The following is a 13,492-nucleotide window of genomic DNA, read 5'->3' on the forward strand; positions in this document are numbered from 1 at the left end:
GGCCGGGCTGGTGGAGTACATCAAGTACTACAACCAAGAGCGAATCAGATTGAAATTGAAGGGGCTAAGCCCGGTAAAGTACCGGGAACAGGCCCAAGCAGCCGCCTGACCCCACCGTCCAAGTCTCGGGGGTCACTTCAAGGATGGGTTTACGGCGTGTCCCGGCCAGCCCCTCCCCCCGCCACAACCGGTATCAACAAAGGCGCCGGCAGGCGAACCAGCCGCCCGCGTTTTCATCAACTCAACTCAACCAGTCCTTGCACGCGCCATCCACCTGTTCACCGCACGCCTGCTGCATCCTCTGCTGCAACCGCGCCAGCGTCTCGGCACCCTGGTGCTTGCCGCTCCACGCCTTCAGCTGCCCGGCCAGGCGCTCGAAACGCTGGCGGGTGCGCTGGTGGTAACCCGACGGCTGCGCCTCCAGTTCGGCGATCAGCGAGGCGGTGGCCTGCTCGATGCGCGGCGCGTCGTTCGGCGCCAGCTTCAGCAACCCTTCCACGTACAGCACGCCCCATTGCACGCGGGTGGCCGGGCCCTGCGCACCGTCGTAGGCACGCTTCAACCACTCCAGCGCACCGGCAGTGTCGCCGCGCTGCTCGGCCAGTTCGGCCAGCTCGGGCATGTAGTAGTAGGGCTGCTCGCTGCGCTTCAGCTCCGCCAGCAACAACGCCTCGGCACCGGCGTCGTCACCGACCTGGCGCAGTGCGTAGACCGCGCTGCTGATCGTGGCCTGGCGTGCATGCGCATCAGTGGCGGTGGCGTCGGCCGCGGCCACGCGCTGCTTGACCCGATCAACCAGCGGCGCGGGCAGTGCGCCCTTCGGCTGCTGCTGGCGGGCCAGCGATACTTCCGTCAGTGCGCGCGACAATGCGTCGTCGGCGCGGTCGCCGCGCTCGGCATCTGCGCGCTCCAGCGCGACCAGCAGCTGCTGCCCCAGCGTGTTGCGGGTGGCTGGGCCGGCGCTGGCCTGCTGGACCAACTGTGCGCCTGCATAGCCCAGCAACTCACGGTTGCGGCGGACTTCGGCCGGCTGCGCCAGCACGGCCTGCAGCAGCTCGCGTACTTCGGTAGGCGAGCTGGCGGGCGTGTCGGCGGTGGCCAGGGCCAGCAGGGCGAAGCGGCGTTGCAGCGCCGCGTCGGGTGCGGCCTTGGACAGCTGGCGCAGTACATCCTGGCCCCTGCGCCCGCCAGCCAGACGGTTGGCGTCGACTTCCCAGCCGTAGTCGCCCAGTACCTGCCAGTCTTCGGCGGCCAATTTTTCCGGCGTGGCCAGTGCCGTCGCCAGGGTGGCGGCGATGGCGCTGCGGCGCCCGGCCGCGACGGTCAATGCCCGGGTCAGTTCGGCGGCGTCGTTGCCACCGGCCACGCGGGTAAGTTCATTGCGCTGTGGGTCCAGCACGATCAGGGTCGGGTAGCCGCGCACCCCGAAGCGTTCGCCCCAGGCCTGCGCACCTTCCTCGTCGCCATCCAGGTAGACCGGCACGAACTTGCCGGTCAAGGCGATGAAGGCCGGGTCCTTGAACAGGCCGGCCTTGAGCTGGTTGCACGGCGGGCACCAGACCGCGCCCCAGTACAGCAGCACCGGCTTGCCGCTGTCGGCGGCTTCGGCGAAGGCATCATCGACGTCACCCTGGCGCCACGCGATTCCCTTGGCCGGCGCAGGTGCCTCGGCGGAGTTGGCGGTGGAAACCGGGGCCGGGGTGCAGGCGCTCAGCGCCGAAGCCAGCAGCAACATGGAAAGCGCGACGCGCATCGGCAGCATCTCGAAGGGCAAGGTGACAGGGCATTGTAGGAACGCGCAGGGAACCCGCTGATTCAGTTTGCTTATGACGGGCATGCGGCGAGGCATGACGCCCCCCGGGCATTGCCGGGGGCCGTGCCTTCAGGCGGCCGCCCGCACCATCTGCTGGTAGACCAGTCCGTTGAACTCGCCGGCCTCACCGTCAACCACGAAGCCATAGCGCAGATAGGTGGGCACAGCATTGAGCGATGCGCGTACGGTCAGGACCGGCTCGCGTACCTGCGGCAGCACCGCCTCGAACAGTGCATGGCCGATGCCCTGTCCCTGGCAGGCGGGATCGACGAACAGCATCGCCAGGTGGCGGCCTTCCTTCAACTCGACCACGCCGACGATACGGCCGTCCTGCTCGGCCACCAGGAGATGGTTGTCGCCGTCCAGGCGTTCACCGAACGCATCGGCGGCGGCGACATTGCCGAACGTGGCGATGCCGGCTGCGCTGAGCGAGGGCGCCACCGCCGCAGTGAACGCGGCCAGGCACACCGCGCTGATCGCGGGCAGGTCATCGACGCGGGCAGGGCGGATCGTCGGCATGCAGTGTTCTTCCCGTGGCGGGCTGCGCGCCCTCGCTGCCCCGTGCCTGCACGCTAAGCTGCAGGCATGAGTGATTTCAATCCCGCGCACGCTGCGTTGTTTCCACGGCAGGGCTTGAGCCTGGGCCTGATGACGCCGGTGGCGTCGCAGGGGCTGGCCGATCCGCATGAGGCGCGGCGCATCGCGCGGTTGGCCGACGATCTTGGTTTCGCCGCGCTATGGGCGCGCGATGTGCCGCTGATGGTGCCGCAGGGGCCGGACGCGACAGCAAGTGCGCTGGACGATCCGTTCCTGTGGCTGGGCATGCTGGCCGCTGCGACCGAGCGCATCGTGGTCGGCAGCGCGGCCATCGTGCTGCCATTGCGGCAGCCGCTGCAGGTGGCGAAGTCGGCGTTGAGCCTGGACCGGATCAGCGGCGGGCGGTTCGTGCTGGGGCTGGGTTCGGGTGATCGCCCGGAAGAATTCGCTGCGTTCGGCGAGGATCTGGAGGGCAGGGCGGCGACCTTCCGTGAGCGCTGGACGTTGCTGCGCGCGGCGCTGTCACCGGAGACCGATGAGCGGACCGCCGTACTGCAGGCGACCGGTGGCTTCGACGTACTTCCGGCGCCGGCAACCCGCGTTCCGATGCTGGTGGTGGGTACCGCACGGCAGAGCCTGCAGTGGATCGCGCGCGAGGCCGAAGGCTGGGTCACCTATCATCGTGAGGAGGCCGCGCAGGAGGGGCGCATCGGCCTGTGGCAGCAGGCGCTGGCGCAGCGCGGCGGACCAGGCAAGCCATTCGTGCAGTCGATGCTGCTGGATCTGCAGGCGGATCCGCAGGCGCCCCCCGAGCCGCTGCCGCTGGGCCTGAAGGTCGGCCGCGATGGCCTGCGTGACTATCTGCTGCGCGTGCATGGGCAGGGCGTGGCGCATGTAATGTTCAATCTGGTCGACAACGGGCGGCCGATGGACGCGGTGCTGCGTGAGATCGGGGAGCAGGTTCTGCCGCATATGCTCGGGTAGGTGTCTACCTTGGTGGACACGCTCCAGCAGTCGAGCACGGCTCGACTCTACATGGGGTTCGCATCTGCGTATCATTCGCATTTGATACCCCGATGCCGGAGCCCCGTGTGACCCAACGTTCCCCCATGCACCCGACCGGACGCCTGTTCGCCGCGGTCGCCTTCATCGAGGCCGTGACCTGGGCCGGCCTGCTCATCGGCATGTGGATGAAATACGGCCCGATGGCCAACGTGGCGCTGGTGAAGCTGTTCGGGCCGCTGCACGGCGTGGCCTTCCTGGTCTATGTGGCGGTGACGCTGTTTGCGGCGGTGCGCCTGCGCTGGCCGTGGTGGGCCAGTGCCCTGGCCCTGCTGGCAGCGATCCCGCCGCTGGTGACGCTGCCGTTGGAGTGGTGGTTCAAGCGCCGTGGCCTGCTCGGCTTGCGTGCAATGCGCTGAACCCACTGTTGCGGGCCCATTCAAGAGAATGGGTATCAAATGCAAATACGAGCCGTTATCATTTAAGGGTGGCATCTGGCCCTTAGCAGGGTCGGTGCCGGGTGGGGCGCGCAGGCGCGTCCGGCCAATCCTTCCCTGTTACGGCTGGTGTTTCATGCACGCACGTCCCGTCGTTCCCGGCTTGCCGGCGCTGGTGTTGGCTGCCCTGATCGGCACCATGGCGATGATGTCCTTCGTCGCCGTGATCGGCCCGGTGGTCCGCATGCTCGGTTTGTCCGAGTGGCATGCCGGGCTGTCAGTCACCGCCGCAGGCGTGTTGTGGATGCTGGCCGCGCGCCCCTGGGGCAAGCTCAGCGACCGCATCGGCCGCAAGCGTGTGCTGATGCTGGCGATGAGTGCCTACACCGTGGTCTACATCGCGCTGGCGGTGTTCATCGACGTGGCCCTGCAGGCAGTGCCGCCGGTGCTGGTGTCAGTGCTGGTGCTGGTTGCTGCGCGCGGCCTGATCGGCCTTTTCTACGCAGCGGTGCCTCCTACCGCAGCTGCGCTGATCGCCGACAAGGCGCCGACTGGGCAACGTGCGAAGTTCCTCGCCCGCCTGGGCAGCGCCAACGCACTGGGCATGGTGCTGGGCCCGGCTGCCGCGGGTTGGCTGGCCTATACGAACCTGTCGCTGGCGCTGTATGTAGCCGCACTGTTGCCACTGCTGGCGTTGGCGCTGCTGGCCTGGCGACTGCCGGCCACACCGCCTGTGATGGGCGTTTCCGCCCAGCGCCGCGCGCCGATGAGGTGCCTCGACCCGCGCCTGCGCCTGCCGCAGCTGGCGGCGTTCACCGCCATGGTCTCGGTGACCATCGCGCAGGTGACGGTGGGCTTTTTCGCGATTGATCGGCTGGGACTGGATGCGGCGGCCGGTGCGCGCATGGCCGGCATCGCGCTGACGGCGGTCGGCGTTGGCCTGATCCTGGCGCAGGCGCTGGTGATGAAGCTGGAGGTTCATCCGCGGCGCTGGATCGTCCTCGGCGCCGTGATCTCAGGCATCGGCTTTGCTTCGGTGGCGGGCGTGCAGCAGGCCTGGCAACTGCCTGCGGCCTACGCACTGGCTGCATTCGGCATGGGCTTCGTATTCCCTTCGTTCCAGGCGTTGGCCGCCGACGCGGTGGAGGCGCACGAGCAGGGCGCCGCCGCCGGTACTGTCGCTGCCGCGCAGGGACTGGGCATGGTGGCCGGGCCGATGCTCGGCACGCTGGTGTATCGCGGCGGGCCCAGCCTGCCATACCTCCTGGTCGGCGCGTTGCTGCTGTTGCTGTGCGCGCTGGCTGCAGCGCATCGGATGAAGGAGACCCCATGAACGATTCCCTGATGCAGGGCGCGTGGCCGGAGGCCGCGCCCGCGCCGCAGGAGAGCAGCGACGACGCGTCGCTGTTCCTCCTGCGGCACGCTGGCCAGCACGTGCACGCACGCGGTTGCCGCGCCACGCTGCCGGCCGGTGCGCTGGCGACGTTGGCAGAGCGCGTTGCGTCCTTCTTCGAGCAGCAGCGCGGTGGGCCGGGCCTGCTGGTCGGCGCAGTCCCTTTCGAACCCCGTGCGGACGACGCGTTGTACCAGCCCGAGCGCCTGCTGCCGGCCCTGCCGTTGCAGCCACAGGCCGCGCCAGCGCTGGAGGGTGCCCTGCAGGCCGAGCCTTCGGCGCAGGCGTACGCGGCGTCGGTGGCTGCGGCGGTGCAGGCATTGCGCGCGCCCGAACTGGACCTCCAGAAGGTGGTGCTGGCGCGCAGCCTGCTGGCACGCACGCGGCAGTCACTTTCCCCGGAGGTTCTGCTGGCCCGCCTGGGCGCGGATCCTTCGGTGGCGACCTACGCGGTGCCGTTGCCGGTGGCGCCGGGTCAGGCGCCAGCCTGGCTGGTGGGGGCAACCCCGGAATTGCTGCTGCGCAAGCGCGGCGCCGAGCTGTTGTCGCACCCGCTGGCGGGCTCCGCGCGGCGCAGCACCAATGCTGCCGAGGACGAGCAGGCCGCGCAGGCGCTGCTGGCCTCGACCAAGGACCACGACGAGCACCGCCATGTGGTCGAGGCCATCGTCGACGGCCTGGCGCCGTACTGCAGCCACATCGATGCACAGCCGCGGCCGGCGCTGCATGCCACCGCCAGCATGTGGCATCTGGGTACCCGCATCCATGCCACCCTGAAGGATCCGCAGACATCGGCGGCCGAGCTGCTGGCGCAGCTGCATCCCACGCCGGCCGTCTGCGGTACGCCGCGGTTGGCGGCGCTGCAGCGCATACGCGAACTGGAACCGGTACCGCGCGGCTTCTATGCCGGCGCCGTGGGCTGGTTGGACGCGCAGGGTGACGGCGACTGGTATGTGGCAATCCGCTGCGCACGCCTGCAGGGAATGCAGCTGCGCCTGTTCGCCGGCGCCGGCATCGTTGCCGACTCGCAGCCCGAGGCCGAGGTGGCCGAGACCGCTGCGAAGTTCGCTGCCCTGCTGAATGCGTTGGGTGTCCATGAATCCGCGCCTGCGATCGAGCCTGCCGCATGACTACCTCCACTGACGCTTCCCGCCTGGCACTGCAGCAGGTGTGGCCGGATGACCTGATCGCGCGCTATCGCGAGGCCGGTCATTGGCGTGGCGAGACCTTTCCGGCGTTCCTGCGCGAACGTGCAGAACGCTATGCCGATGACATCGCGGTGGTCGCCGGCGACGTGCGCCTGAGCTATGCGCAGCTGTGGCACGAGGCCGGGCGGATCGGTGCAGGCCTGCTGGCGCTGGGCCTGCAGCCTGGCGAACGGGTGCTGGTGCAGCTGGGCAACACCGCAGGCTTCATCACCACGGTCTGCGGCCTGTTCCGGGCCGGCCTGGTGCCGGTGTACGCGCTGCCGGCGCACCGCATCACCGAGCTGGCGCACTTCGCCAACAAGGCCGAAGCCAGTGCCTACATCACCACGGCACTGCACGATGGCTTCGATCATCGCGGGCTGGCGCGGGCACTACAGGCCGAGGCCCCGGCAGTGCGCCATGTGGTGATCGACGGCGATGCGGCGGAGTTCATCGCGCTGGAAGCGCTGCAGGGTGACCGCAGCCAGCTGCCGCCCGATCCGGACCCGCAGTCGGTGGCGTTCCTGCAGATTTCCGGTGGGAGCACCGGGCTGTCCAAGCTGATTCCACGCACGCATGACGACTACATCTATTCGTTCCGTGCCAGCAATGAAATCTGCGGCATCGACCGCGACAGCGTCTACCTGGTCGCGCTGCCGGCCGCGCACAATTTCCCGATGAGCTCGCCCGGCTTCTTCGGCGCGTTGTATGCCGGTGCCCGCGTGGTGCTCAGCCCCGGCCCCGGGCCGGACGCCGCATTCCCGCTGATCGCCCGCGAAAAGGTGACCTGCTGCGGCCTGGTGCCGCCGCTGGCGCTGCTGTGGGCGCAGGCCGCCGCCACCAGCAAGTATGACCTGTCGAGCCTGCAGGTGCTGCAGGTGGGCGGTGCCAAACTGGTGCCGGAAGCCGCACGGCGAGTGATCGACGGCCTTGGCTGCACGCTGCAGCAGGTGTTTGGCATGGCCGAAGGCCTGGTCAACTACACGCGGCTGGATGATCCGGAGGACCTGATCGTGGCTTGCCAGGGTCGGCCGATCAGTCCGGACGACGAAGTGCGCGTGGTCGATGACCATGACCAGCCGGTGGCCGAAGGCGAGGTGGGGCATCTGCTCACCCGTGGCCCGTACACCATCCGTGGCTACCACAACGATGCGGTGGCCAATGCGCGCTCGTTCACCGATGACGGCTTCTACCGTACCGGTGACCGCGTGCAGCAGCTGCCCGGGGGCTACCTGGTGGTACAGGGGCGTGCGGGTGACCACATCAACCGGGCGGGCGAGAAAATCTCTGCTGAAGAGATAGAGGACCACCTGCTGGCACATCCGGGCGTGTTCGATGCGGCCGTGGTCTCGATTCCCGACGAGTACCTGGGCGAGCGCAGCTGCGCCTTTGTGATCCCGCAGGGCGAACCGTTCAAGGCGCCGGCACTGAAGGCCTGGATGCGCGGGCGCGGCCTGGCGGCGTTCAAGGTGCCCGACCAGATCGTGTTCGTCGACAGTTTCAATACCACGGCGGTCGGCAAGATCAGCCGCCGCGAATTGCGCGCGCAGCTGCGTGCGCGTCATCTGCAACAGACAGGAGGAACGCGCTGATGGCGCTGCCCCGTATCACCGACTATCCCTTGCCGACCGCCGCCGAACTACCGCAGGCGCGTGGCCCGTGGCGCCCGCAGCGCGATCGTGTGGCTTTGCTGGTGCACGACATGCAACGCTACTTCCTGGCGGCATTCGACGCCGGCAGCACGCCCTTGCGGCCGGCGGTGGACAACATCGTGCGCCTGCTGGCGCACTGCCGCGCGCAGGGCATTCCGGTGTTCTACACCGCCCAGCACGGTGACCAGGACCGTCGCGACCGCGGCCTTCAGGCCGACCTGTGGGGACCGGGCATGCGTCGCAGCGCCGATCATGAGCCGATCATCGAGGCGCTGGCGCCGCAGCCGGGCGAGCATGTGCTGGTCAAGCATCGCTATAGCGCCTTCCAGCGCAGCAACCTGGAGACGCTGATGCGGGTACGTGGGCGTGATCAGCTGCTGGTGACCGGCGTGTACGCCCATATCGGCTGTACCGCGACCGTCGTCGAGGCCTTCCAGCGTGACATCGAGGCCTTCATCGCCGCCGATGCGGTGGCGGACTTCTCGCGTGCCGATCACGATCAGGCGCTGCACTGGATCGCGCGCACCTGTGGTGTGCCGTTGACCACCGATCAGCTGCTGGAGGTGCTGTGATGGCTGCCATGGGTGAGGCGCTGGATCTGGAGCGGATGCGCGCCGACGTGGCGCGCGTGCTGGAGTGCACGCCGGCCGAGATCGGGGACGACGACAACCTGATCGACCTGGATCTGGACTCGATGCGCATGCTTGGCCTGGTCCTGGCCTGGGGCAACACTGGCCTGCCGCTGGAGTTCTCGCAGTTGGCCGAGCACACCACGCTGCGCCAGTGGTGGGGTGTGGTGCAGCAACTGCAGGCCGCGCAGAACGCATGAACGCCGCAGCGCTGGCCACGCCGGTGGCGTTGACCGAGGCCCAGGCGGGGCTGTGGTTCGCACAGCGGCTGGCACCGGACAATCCGTCATTCAATACCGCGCACGCGGTATGGATCGACGGCCCGCTGGACGTGGCCGCGTTCGTCGCAGCCGCAGACCAGGCTGCGCGCGAGGCCGAGGCTTTCGCATTGCGCTTTGCCGAAGGTGCCGATGGCCAGCCACTACAGTGGCATGACCCGGCACACGTGCCGTTGCTTTCGGTGCGCGATGTTTCTACCGAGGCGGATCCCGCCGCTGCGGCACGCAACCTGATGCACGCCGACCGGCTGAGCCCGGTCGATCCCGCCCGCGACCGGATCAGCCAGCAGGTACTGTTCGATCTGGGTGGCCTGCGCTGGGTCTGGTACCTGCGCGTGCATCATCTGGCGGCCGATGGCTACGGCATGGCGCTGTTCACTGATCGGGTGTGCGCGTTGTATGCCGGTCGTACCGGTGAGTCACTGCCGGGGCTGGCGGGCGTGCTGGCCGATGATGCCGCGTTTCGTGCCGATCCGCGCCGCGTGCAGGCCGGGCAGTGGTGGCGCGAGCACATGCAGGGCGCACCGGCAGGTGCAGGCCTGGCCGGCACGCTCGCGGCCAGTGACGACGCGCTGCGCTGGGTGCAGCCGCTCGATGCGGCATTCCGTGAGCTGTTGCTGCAGGCTTCGGTGCGTTGGCTGCAGCCCTGGCCGGATGTGCTGGTCGCGCTGGCGGCCGAGTACCTGCGGCGGATGAGTGGCGCCGATGAAGTGGTGCTGGGCGTGCCCTACATGGGGCGGTTGGGCAACGCGTCGGCGCGGGTGCCGGCGATGGTGATGAATGTGTTGCCGCTGCGCGTGGCGGCCGGCGAGGGCAGCGTCGAGGCCTTTGCCCGGGGCCTGGGTCGCCAGCTCAGTCAAGGCCGCAGGCACGGCCGCTACCGGGGCGAGCAGCTGCGCCGGGACCTGGGCCTGGTCGGCACGCAGCAGCGCCTGCATGGTCCATTGGTGAACGTGCAGCCGTTCTACAGGCCGCTGGCGCTGACCGACGTGCAGGCGACGCTGGAGGTGCTGTGCACCGGGCCGGTGGATGACCTGGCGCTGGGTTTCCGTGGCGATGGCCAGCACCTGCTGGATCTGGAGATCGAGGCCAATCCCGCGCTGTACAGTCGCGAGGATGTCGAGGCGCACGCGGTGAGGCTGCTGCATTTCGTGTCGGCGGCGCTGCAGGCTGACGATATCGAAACCGTACCCTTGGCGACGCCCATGGAGGCGCAACAGGTGCTGCAGGGTTTCAACGCCACCGCGCACGCGCTTCCTGAGACCACCTTGGTTGAATTGCTGCAGCAGGGCATGGATCGGGACCCGCACACGCCTGCGCTGGTGTTCGGCGATGCGACGCTGGATTACGCGACGCTGGAAGCGCGCAGCTTCGCGCTGGCGGCACAGCTGCGGGCAATGGATGTCGGCCCGGGCAGCGTGGTGGCGGTGGCATTGCCGCGCTCGCTGGAGCTGGTGATCGCGCTGGTCGCGGTGCTGCGTGCAGGCGCGGCCTATCTTCCGTTGGACCTCGCCCATCCCGACGAGCGGCTGGCGCGCATCTTCGCCTCGGCGCAGCCGGTGTGCGTTCTGGCTGCGGCGGAGATTTCGGCGCGCACGGCCGGCGTACCGGTGCTCGCGCCGGAGCAGTGGGCCGCGCTGAGCTTCGCTGCGCCCTGGGCCGATCCGGCGCCCAGCGATGCGGCCTATGTGATCTATACCTCCGGTTCGACCGGGGAACCGAAGGGCGTGGTCATCGAACACCACGCCATCGTCAACCGCCTGCTGTGGATGCGCGAGCACTACGGCATCCGCGCCGATGACCGCGTGCTGCAGAAGACCCCGGCCACCTTCGATGTGTCGGTCTGGGAGTTCTTCCTGCCGTTGCTATGCGGGGCAACGCTGGTGATTGCCGGGCCCGATGCGCATCGCGACCCCACCGAACTGGCGCGGCTGATCCGCGGGCATGGCATCACCACGGCGCATTTCGTGCCGTCGATGCTCGATGCCTTCCTCGCTGCACCGGCCTCCGAAGGCCTGCAGCTGCGACGGGTATTCACCAGTGGCGAGGCGCTGGACGCCGCGTTGCGCGACCGCTTCCACGCGCGCATGCACGCCGAGCTGCACAACCTGTATGGTCCGACCGAAGCCGCGGTGGACGTCAGCTACTGGCCGGCGTCGGCGCAGGATCGATCGCGGCCGGTGCCGATCGGCTTCCCGGTCTGGAATACCCGACTTTACGTGCTGGACGCGCGGATGCAGCCGGTGCCGGTCGGTGTGGCCGGTGACCTTTATCTGGGCGGTGTGCAGCTGGCGCGCGGCTATCTCGGTCGCGAGGACCTGACTGCCGAACGCTTCCTTGCCGATCCTTTCCTGGCGGGCGAGCGCATCTACCGCACCGGCGACATAGCGCGCTGGCGCAGCGATGGCGCGGTGGAGTACCTGGGCCGCAGCGACCATCAGGTGAAACTGCGCGGCCTGCGCATCGAGTTGGGCGAGATCGAGGCGGCTTTGCGCGAACTGCCGGGCATGGAGCGGGTGGAAGTGCTGCTGCGCCAGGATGCGCCCGGCGACGCGCGTCTGGTGGCGTATGTGCCGACTGCGCTTGCCGATGCCGTGATGCTGCGCAGCCAATTGGCCACGCGTGTGCCGGACTACATGGTGCCCTCGGCGTTTGTCGGCGTGGACCACTGGCCGGTGACCGCCAACGGCAAGCTCGACCGCAACGCGTTGCCGAAACCATCACAACATGAGGTCGCCGGATTGGCGCCGCGCACGCCGTTGGAACAGGAGCTGGCGTCGCTGTTTGCCCAGGCACTCGGGCGAGAAGCGCCGGTGGCGGTGGATGCGGATTTCTTCAGTCTCGGCGGTGACTCGCTGTCGGCGGTGCACCTGCTGCTGGCGATCGAACAGCGCTGGCGCTGCGATCTCGGTCTGGGGGCGTTGTTTGCCCAGCCCACCGTGGCCGCGCTGGCGGTTCGCATTGCCGAGCCACCCGCGCTGGCCGATCACGCACTGGGGCCGGTGATCGCGCTGGCCGCGACCGACGCTGCCGGGCCTACGCCGCTGTTCGTGCTGCACCCGGCCGGCGGCATCGCCTGGAACTACCGCACCCTGGCCCGGGCACTGCAGCCGGCACGCCCGGTATATGGCCTGCAGTCGCCGGCACTGGACGCGCGGCAGCCGCTGCCGAGCAGCATCGAGGCGATGGCCAGCGACTACGTACAGCGCGTGGTTGCATTGCAGCCAAAGGGGCCGGTACACCTGCTGGGCTGGTCGGTGGGTGGCATCCTCGCGCAGGCAATGGCGGTGCGACTGCATGAGATCGGGCGCGAGGTCGGCGAACTGGTACTGCTGGACGCCTATCCCAGCGAGTGCTGGCGGGCCGAGCCGGAACCCGATGCCATCGCCGCATTGCGGGCACTGCTGGCGATTGCCGGGCATGACCCGGATGCGCATCCGGAACTGGACAGCCGGGAGCGCATTCTCGCGTTCCTGCGTCGTGGTGGCAGTGCGCTGGGTAGCCTGCCGGATGTCGTGCTGGATGGCGTGGTGCGCGCCGTGACCGGCACCAATCGACTGATCCGTGAGCATATCCACCGGTCGTTCGATGGCACGCTGGTGCATGTGCGTGCGGGCCGGGATCACCAGGCGCGGCCACAGTTGCAGTCGGCGTTGTGGCGGGCACACGCGCGTAGGGTGCAGTCGTTGGAACTGCCGTTCCTGCATGCAGAACTGACCGGCCGCGATGCGGTGGCGCAGCTGGCGCCGTGGTTGTCGGCGCGGTTGCGCCAATGGGACGAGCAACAGGAGATCGCAACATGCAGTTGACCGGCTTTGAAGGCCGCGTGGCACTGGTCACCGGCGCTGCCGGCGGCATCGGCGAGGCACTGGTACGGTTACTGGCCGAGGCCGGTTGCACCGTGGTGGCGACCGATCGCGAGGCGCCTGTTACGGCAGATGTGCGTGTGCATACCTTCGCACTCGACGTGACCGACAGTGCCGCCGTGGACGGCTTGGTGGATCAGGTCGAGTCCAGCATCGGGCCGATCATGCTGGGCGCCAGCGTGGCCGGTGTGCTGCATGTGGGCGGCGTGACCGAGACCGGCGATGACGACTGGCGCCGGGTGTTCGCGGTGAACACCGACGGGGTGTTCCATGTCGGGCGTGCCCTGGCGCGGGTGATGTCGCCGCGCGGGCAGGGCGCGATGGTTACCGTCAGCTCGAATGCGGCCGGTGTGCCGAGGCATGGCATGGCCGCCTATGCGGCATCCAAGGCCGCCGCCACGATGTTCACCCGCTGCCTCGGGCTGGAGCTGGCGCCGTTGGGCATCCGCTGCAACATCGTCGCCCCGGGCTCGACGCTGACCCCGATGCAGACCGGCATGTGGCAGGACGAGCACGGCGCCGAACGGGTGATCGCCGGCAACCTGGAGACCTACAAGGCCGGCATTCCGCTGCGCAAGCTGGCCGCCCCCGAGGACATCGCGCACTCGGTGATGTTCCTGCTCTCCGAGCAGGCCGGGCACGTAGCGATGAGCGACCTGTACGTGGACGGTGGCGCCACCCTGCGCGGCTGAGGTCTG

The 13,492-nt window shown here is 68.8% G+C and carries 12 protein-coding genes; 10 read left to right on the forward strand and 2 right to left on the reverse strand.

The annotated features are described in order from the left end of the window. On the forward strand, positions 1–109 hold a 109-nt coding region (locus AC5P8U_RS17355; protein WP_308140878.1), incomplete at its 5' end, for an IS3 family transposase. A gap of 132 nt (positions 110–241) precedes the next feature. On the opposite strand, the gene AC5P8U_RS17360 is transcribed toward AC5P8U_RS17355, so the two are convergent. Both AC5P8U_RS17360 and AC5P8U_RS17365 read right to left on the reverse strand, forming a co-directional pair. Further along, positions 242–1,762: a thioredoxin family protein gene (locus tag AC5P8U_RS17360; RefSeq protein ID WP_447896959.1), complete on the reverse strand. Its 1,521-nt coding sequence runs from the start codon at positions 1,760–1,762 to the stop codon at positions 242–244. Between the two features lie 120 nt (positions 1,763–1,882). After that, the gene (locus AC5P8U_RS17365) at positions 1,883–2,332 is read right to left on the reverse strand and encodes a GNAT family N-acetyltransferase (protein ID WP_188240903.1); all 450 of its coding nucleotides are present in this window, start codon (positions 2,330–2,332) and stop codon (positions 1,883–1,885) included. A gap of 66 nt (positions 2,333–2,398) precedes the next feature. Here AC5P8U_RS17365 and AC5P8U_RS17370 point away from each other — a divergent pair, with 66 nt between their 5' ends. From AC5P8U_RS17370 to AC5P8U_RS17410, 9 genes are all read left to right on the forward strand, one after another. Next, positions 2,399–3,334 carry a TIGR03571 family LLM class oxidoreductase gene (locus AC5P8U_RS17370; protein WP_088496088.1) on the forward strand — a complete coding sequence of 312 codons (936 nt, stop codon included), beginning with the start codon at positions 2,399–2,401 and terminating at the stop codon, positions 3,332–3,334. A 125-nt stretch (positions 3,335–3,459) separates the two neighbouring features. Further along, the gene (locus AC5P8U_RS17375) at positions 3,460–3,771 is read left to right on the forward strand and encodes a DUF3817 domain-containing protein (RefSeq protein ID WP_032129991.1); all 312 of its coding nucleotides are present in this window, start codon (positions 3,460–3,462) and stop codon (positions 3,769–3,771) included. A 154-nt stretch (positions 3,772–3,925) separates the two neighbouring features. Beyond that, positions 3,926–5,122: an MFS transporter gene (locus tag AC5P8U_RS17380; RefSeq protein ID WP_072167531.1), complete on the forward strand. Its 1,197-nt coding sequence runs from the start codon at positions 3,926–3,928 to the stop codon at positions 5,120–5,122. After that, positions 5,119–6,312 carry an isochorismate synthase gene (locus AC5P8U_RS17385; RefSeq protein WP_072167532.1) on the forward strand — a complete coding sequence of 398 codons (1,194 nt, stop codon included), beginning with the start codon at positions 5,119–5,121 and terminating at the stop codon, positions 6,310–6,312. Before AC5P8U_RS17380 ends, AC5P8U_RS17385 begins: the two co-directional genes overlap by 4 nt. Continuing rightward, positions 6,309–7,961 (forward strand): (2,3-dihydroxybenzoyl)adenylate synthase, encoded by a 1,653-nt coding sequence (locus AC5P8U_RS17390; RefSeq protein WP_447896935.1) that lies wholly within the window; start codon positions 6,309–6,311, stop codon positions 7,959–7,961. Before AC5P8U_RS17385 ends, AC5P8U_RS17390 begins: the two co-directional genes overlap by 4 nt. Next, positions 7,961–8,593, forward strand: a complete 633-nt coding sequence (locus AC5P8U_RS17395; RefSeq protein WP_151355294.1) for an isochorismatase family protein — start codon at positions 7,961–7,963, stop codon at positions 8,591–8,593. Before AC5P8U_RS17390 ends, AC5P8U_RS17395 begins: the two co-directional genes overlap by 1 nt. After that, positions 8,593–8,850 carry a phosphopantetheine-binding protein gene (locus tag AC5P8U_RS17400; RefSeq protein ID WP_019659922.1) on the forward strand — a complete coding sequence of 86 codons (258 nt, stop codon included), beginning with the start codon at positions 8,593–8,595 and terminating at the stop codon, positions 8,848–8,850. The genes AC5P8U_RS17395 and AC5P8U_RS17400 overlap by 1 nt, the downstream gene beginning before the upstream one ends. Continuing rightward, positions 8,847–12,737 carry an enterobactin synthase subunit F gene (locus tag AC5P8U_RS17405; RefSeq protein WP_495214240.1) on the forward strand — a complete coding sequence of 1,297 codons (3,891 nt, stop codon included), beginning with the start codon at positions 8,847–8,849 and terminating at the stop codon, positions 12,735–12,737. The genes AC5P8U_RS17400 and AC5P8U_RS17405 overlap by 4 nt, the downstream gene beginning before the upstream one ends. Beyond that, positions 12,728–13,486 (forward strand): 2,3-dihydro-2,3-dihydroxybenzoate dehydrogenase, encoded by a 759-nt coding sequence (locus AC5P8U_RS17410; RefSeq protein WP_088496086.1) that lies wholly within the window; start codon positions 12,728–12,730, stop codon positions 13,484–13,486. Before AC5P8U_RS17405 ends, AC5P8U_RS17410 begins: the two co-directional genes overlap by 10 nt. Positions 13,487–13,492 lie beyond the last annotated feature (6 nt).

This window comes from Stenotrophomonas sp. YJH_SMC_81 (genome assembly GCF_059370875.1).

What these genes read in the sequence shown, in the direction of transcription:
- AC5P8U_RS17360 (WP_447896959.1), bottom strand. Translation starts at nt 1,762, where the DNA reads ATGCTGCCGATGCGCGTCGCGCTTTCCATGTTGCTGCTGGCTTCGGCG.
- AC5P8U_RS17365 (WP_188240903.1), bottom strand. Translation starts at nt 2,332, where the DNA reads ATGCCGACGATCCGCCCTGCCCGCGTCGATGACCTGCCCGCGATCAGC.
- AC5P8U_RS17370 (WP_088496088.1), top strand. Translation starts at nt 2,399, where the DNA reads ATGAGTGATTTCAATCCCGCGCACGCTGCGTTGTTTCCACGGCAGGGC.
- AC5P8U_RS17375 (WP_032129991.1), top strand. Translation starts at nt 3,460, where the DNA reads ATGCACCCGACCGGACGCCTGTTCGCCGCGGTCGCCTTCATCGAGGCC.
- AC5P8U_RS17380 (WP_072167531.1), top strand. Translation starts at nt 3,926, where the DNA reads ATGCACGCACGTCCCGTCGTTCCCGGCTTGCCGGCGCTGGTGTTGGCT.
- AC5P8U_RS17385 (WP_072167532.1), top strand. Translation starts at nt 5,119, where the DNA reads ATGAACGATTCCCTGATGCAGGGCGCGTGGCCGGAGGCCGCGCCCGCG.
- AC5P8U_RS17390 (WP_447896935.1), top strand. Translation starts at nt 6,309, where the DNA reads ATGACTACCTCCACTGACGCTTCCCGCCTGGCACTGCAGCAGGTGTGG.
- AC5P8U_RS17395 (WP_151355294.1), top strand. Translation starts at nt 7,961, where the DNA reads ATGGCGCTGCCCCGTATCACCGACTATCCCTTGCCGACCGCCGCCGAA.
- AC5P8U_RS17400 (WP_019659922.1), top strand. Translation starts at nt 8,593, where the DNA reads ATGGCTGCCATGGGTGAGGCGCTGGATCTGGAGCGGATGCGCGCCGAC.
- AC5P8U_RS17405 (WP_495214240.1), top strand. Translation starts at nt 8,847, where the DNA reads ATGAACGCCGCAGCGCTGGCCACGCCGGTGGCGTTGACCGAGGCCCAG.
- AC5P8U_RS17410 (WP_088496086.1), top strand. Translation starts at nt 12,728, where the DNA reads ATGCAGTTGACCGGCTTTGAAGGCCGCGTGGCACTGGTCACCGGCGCT.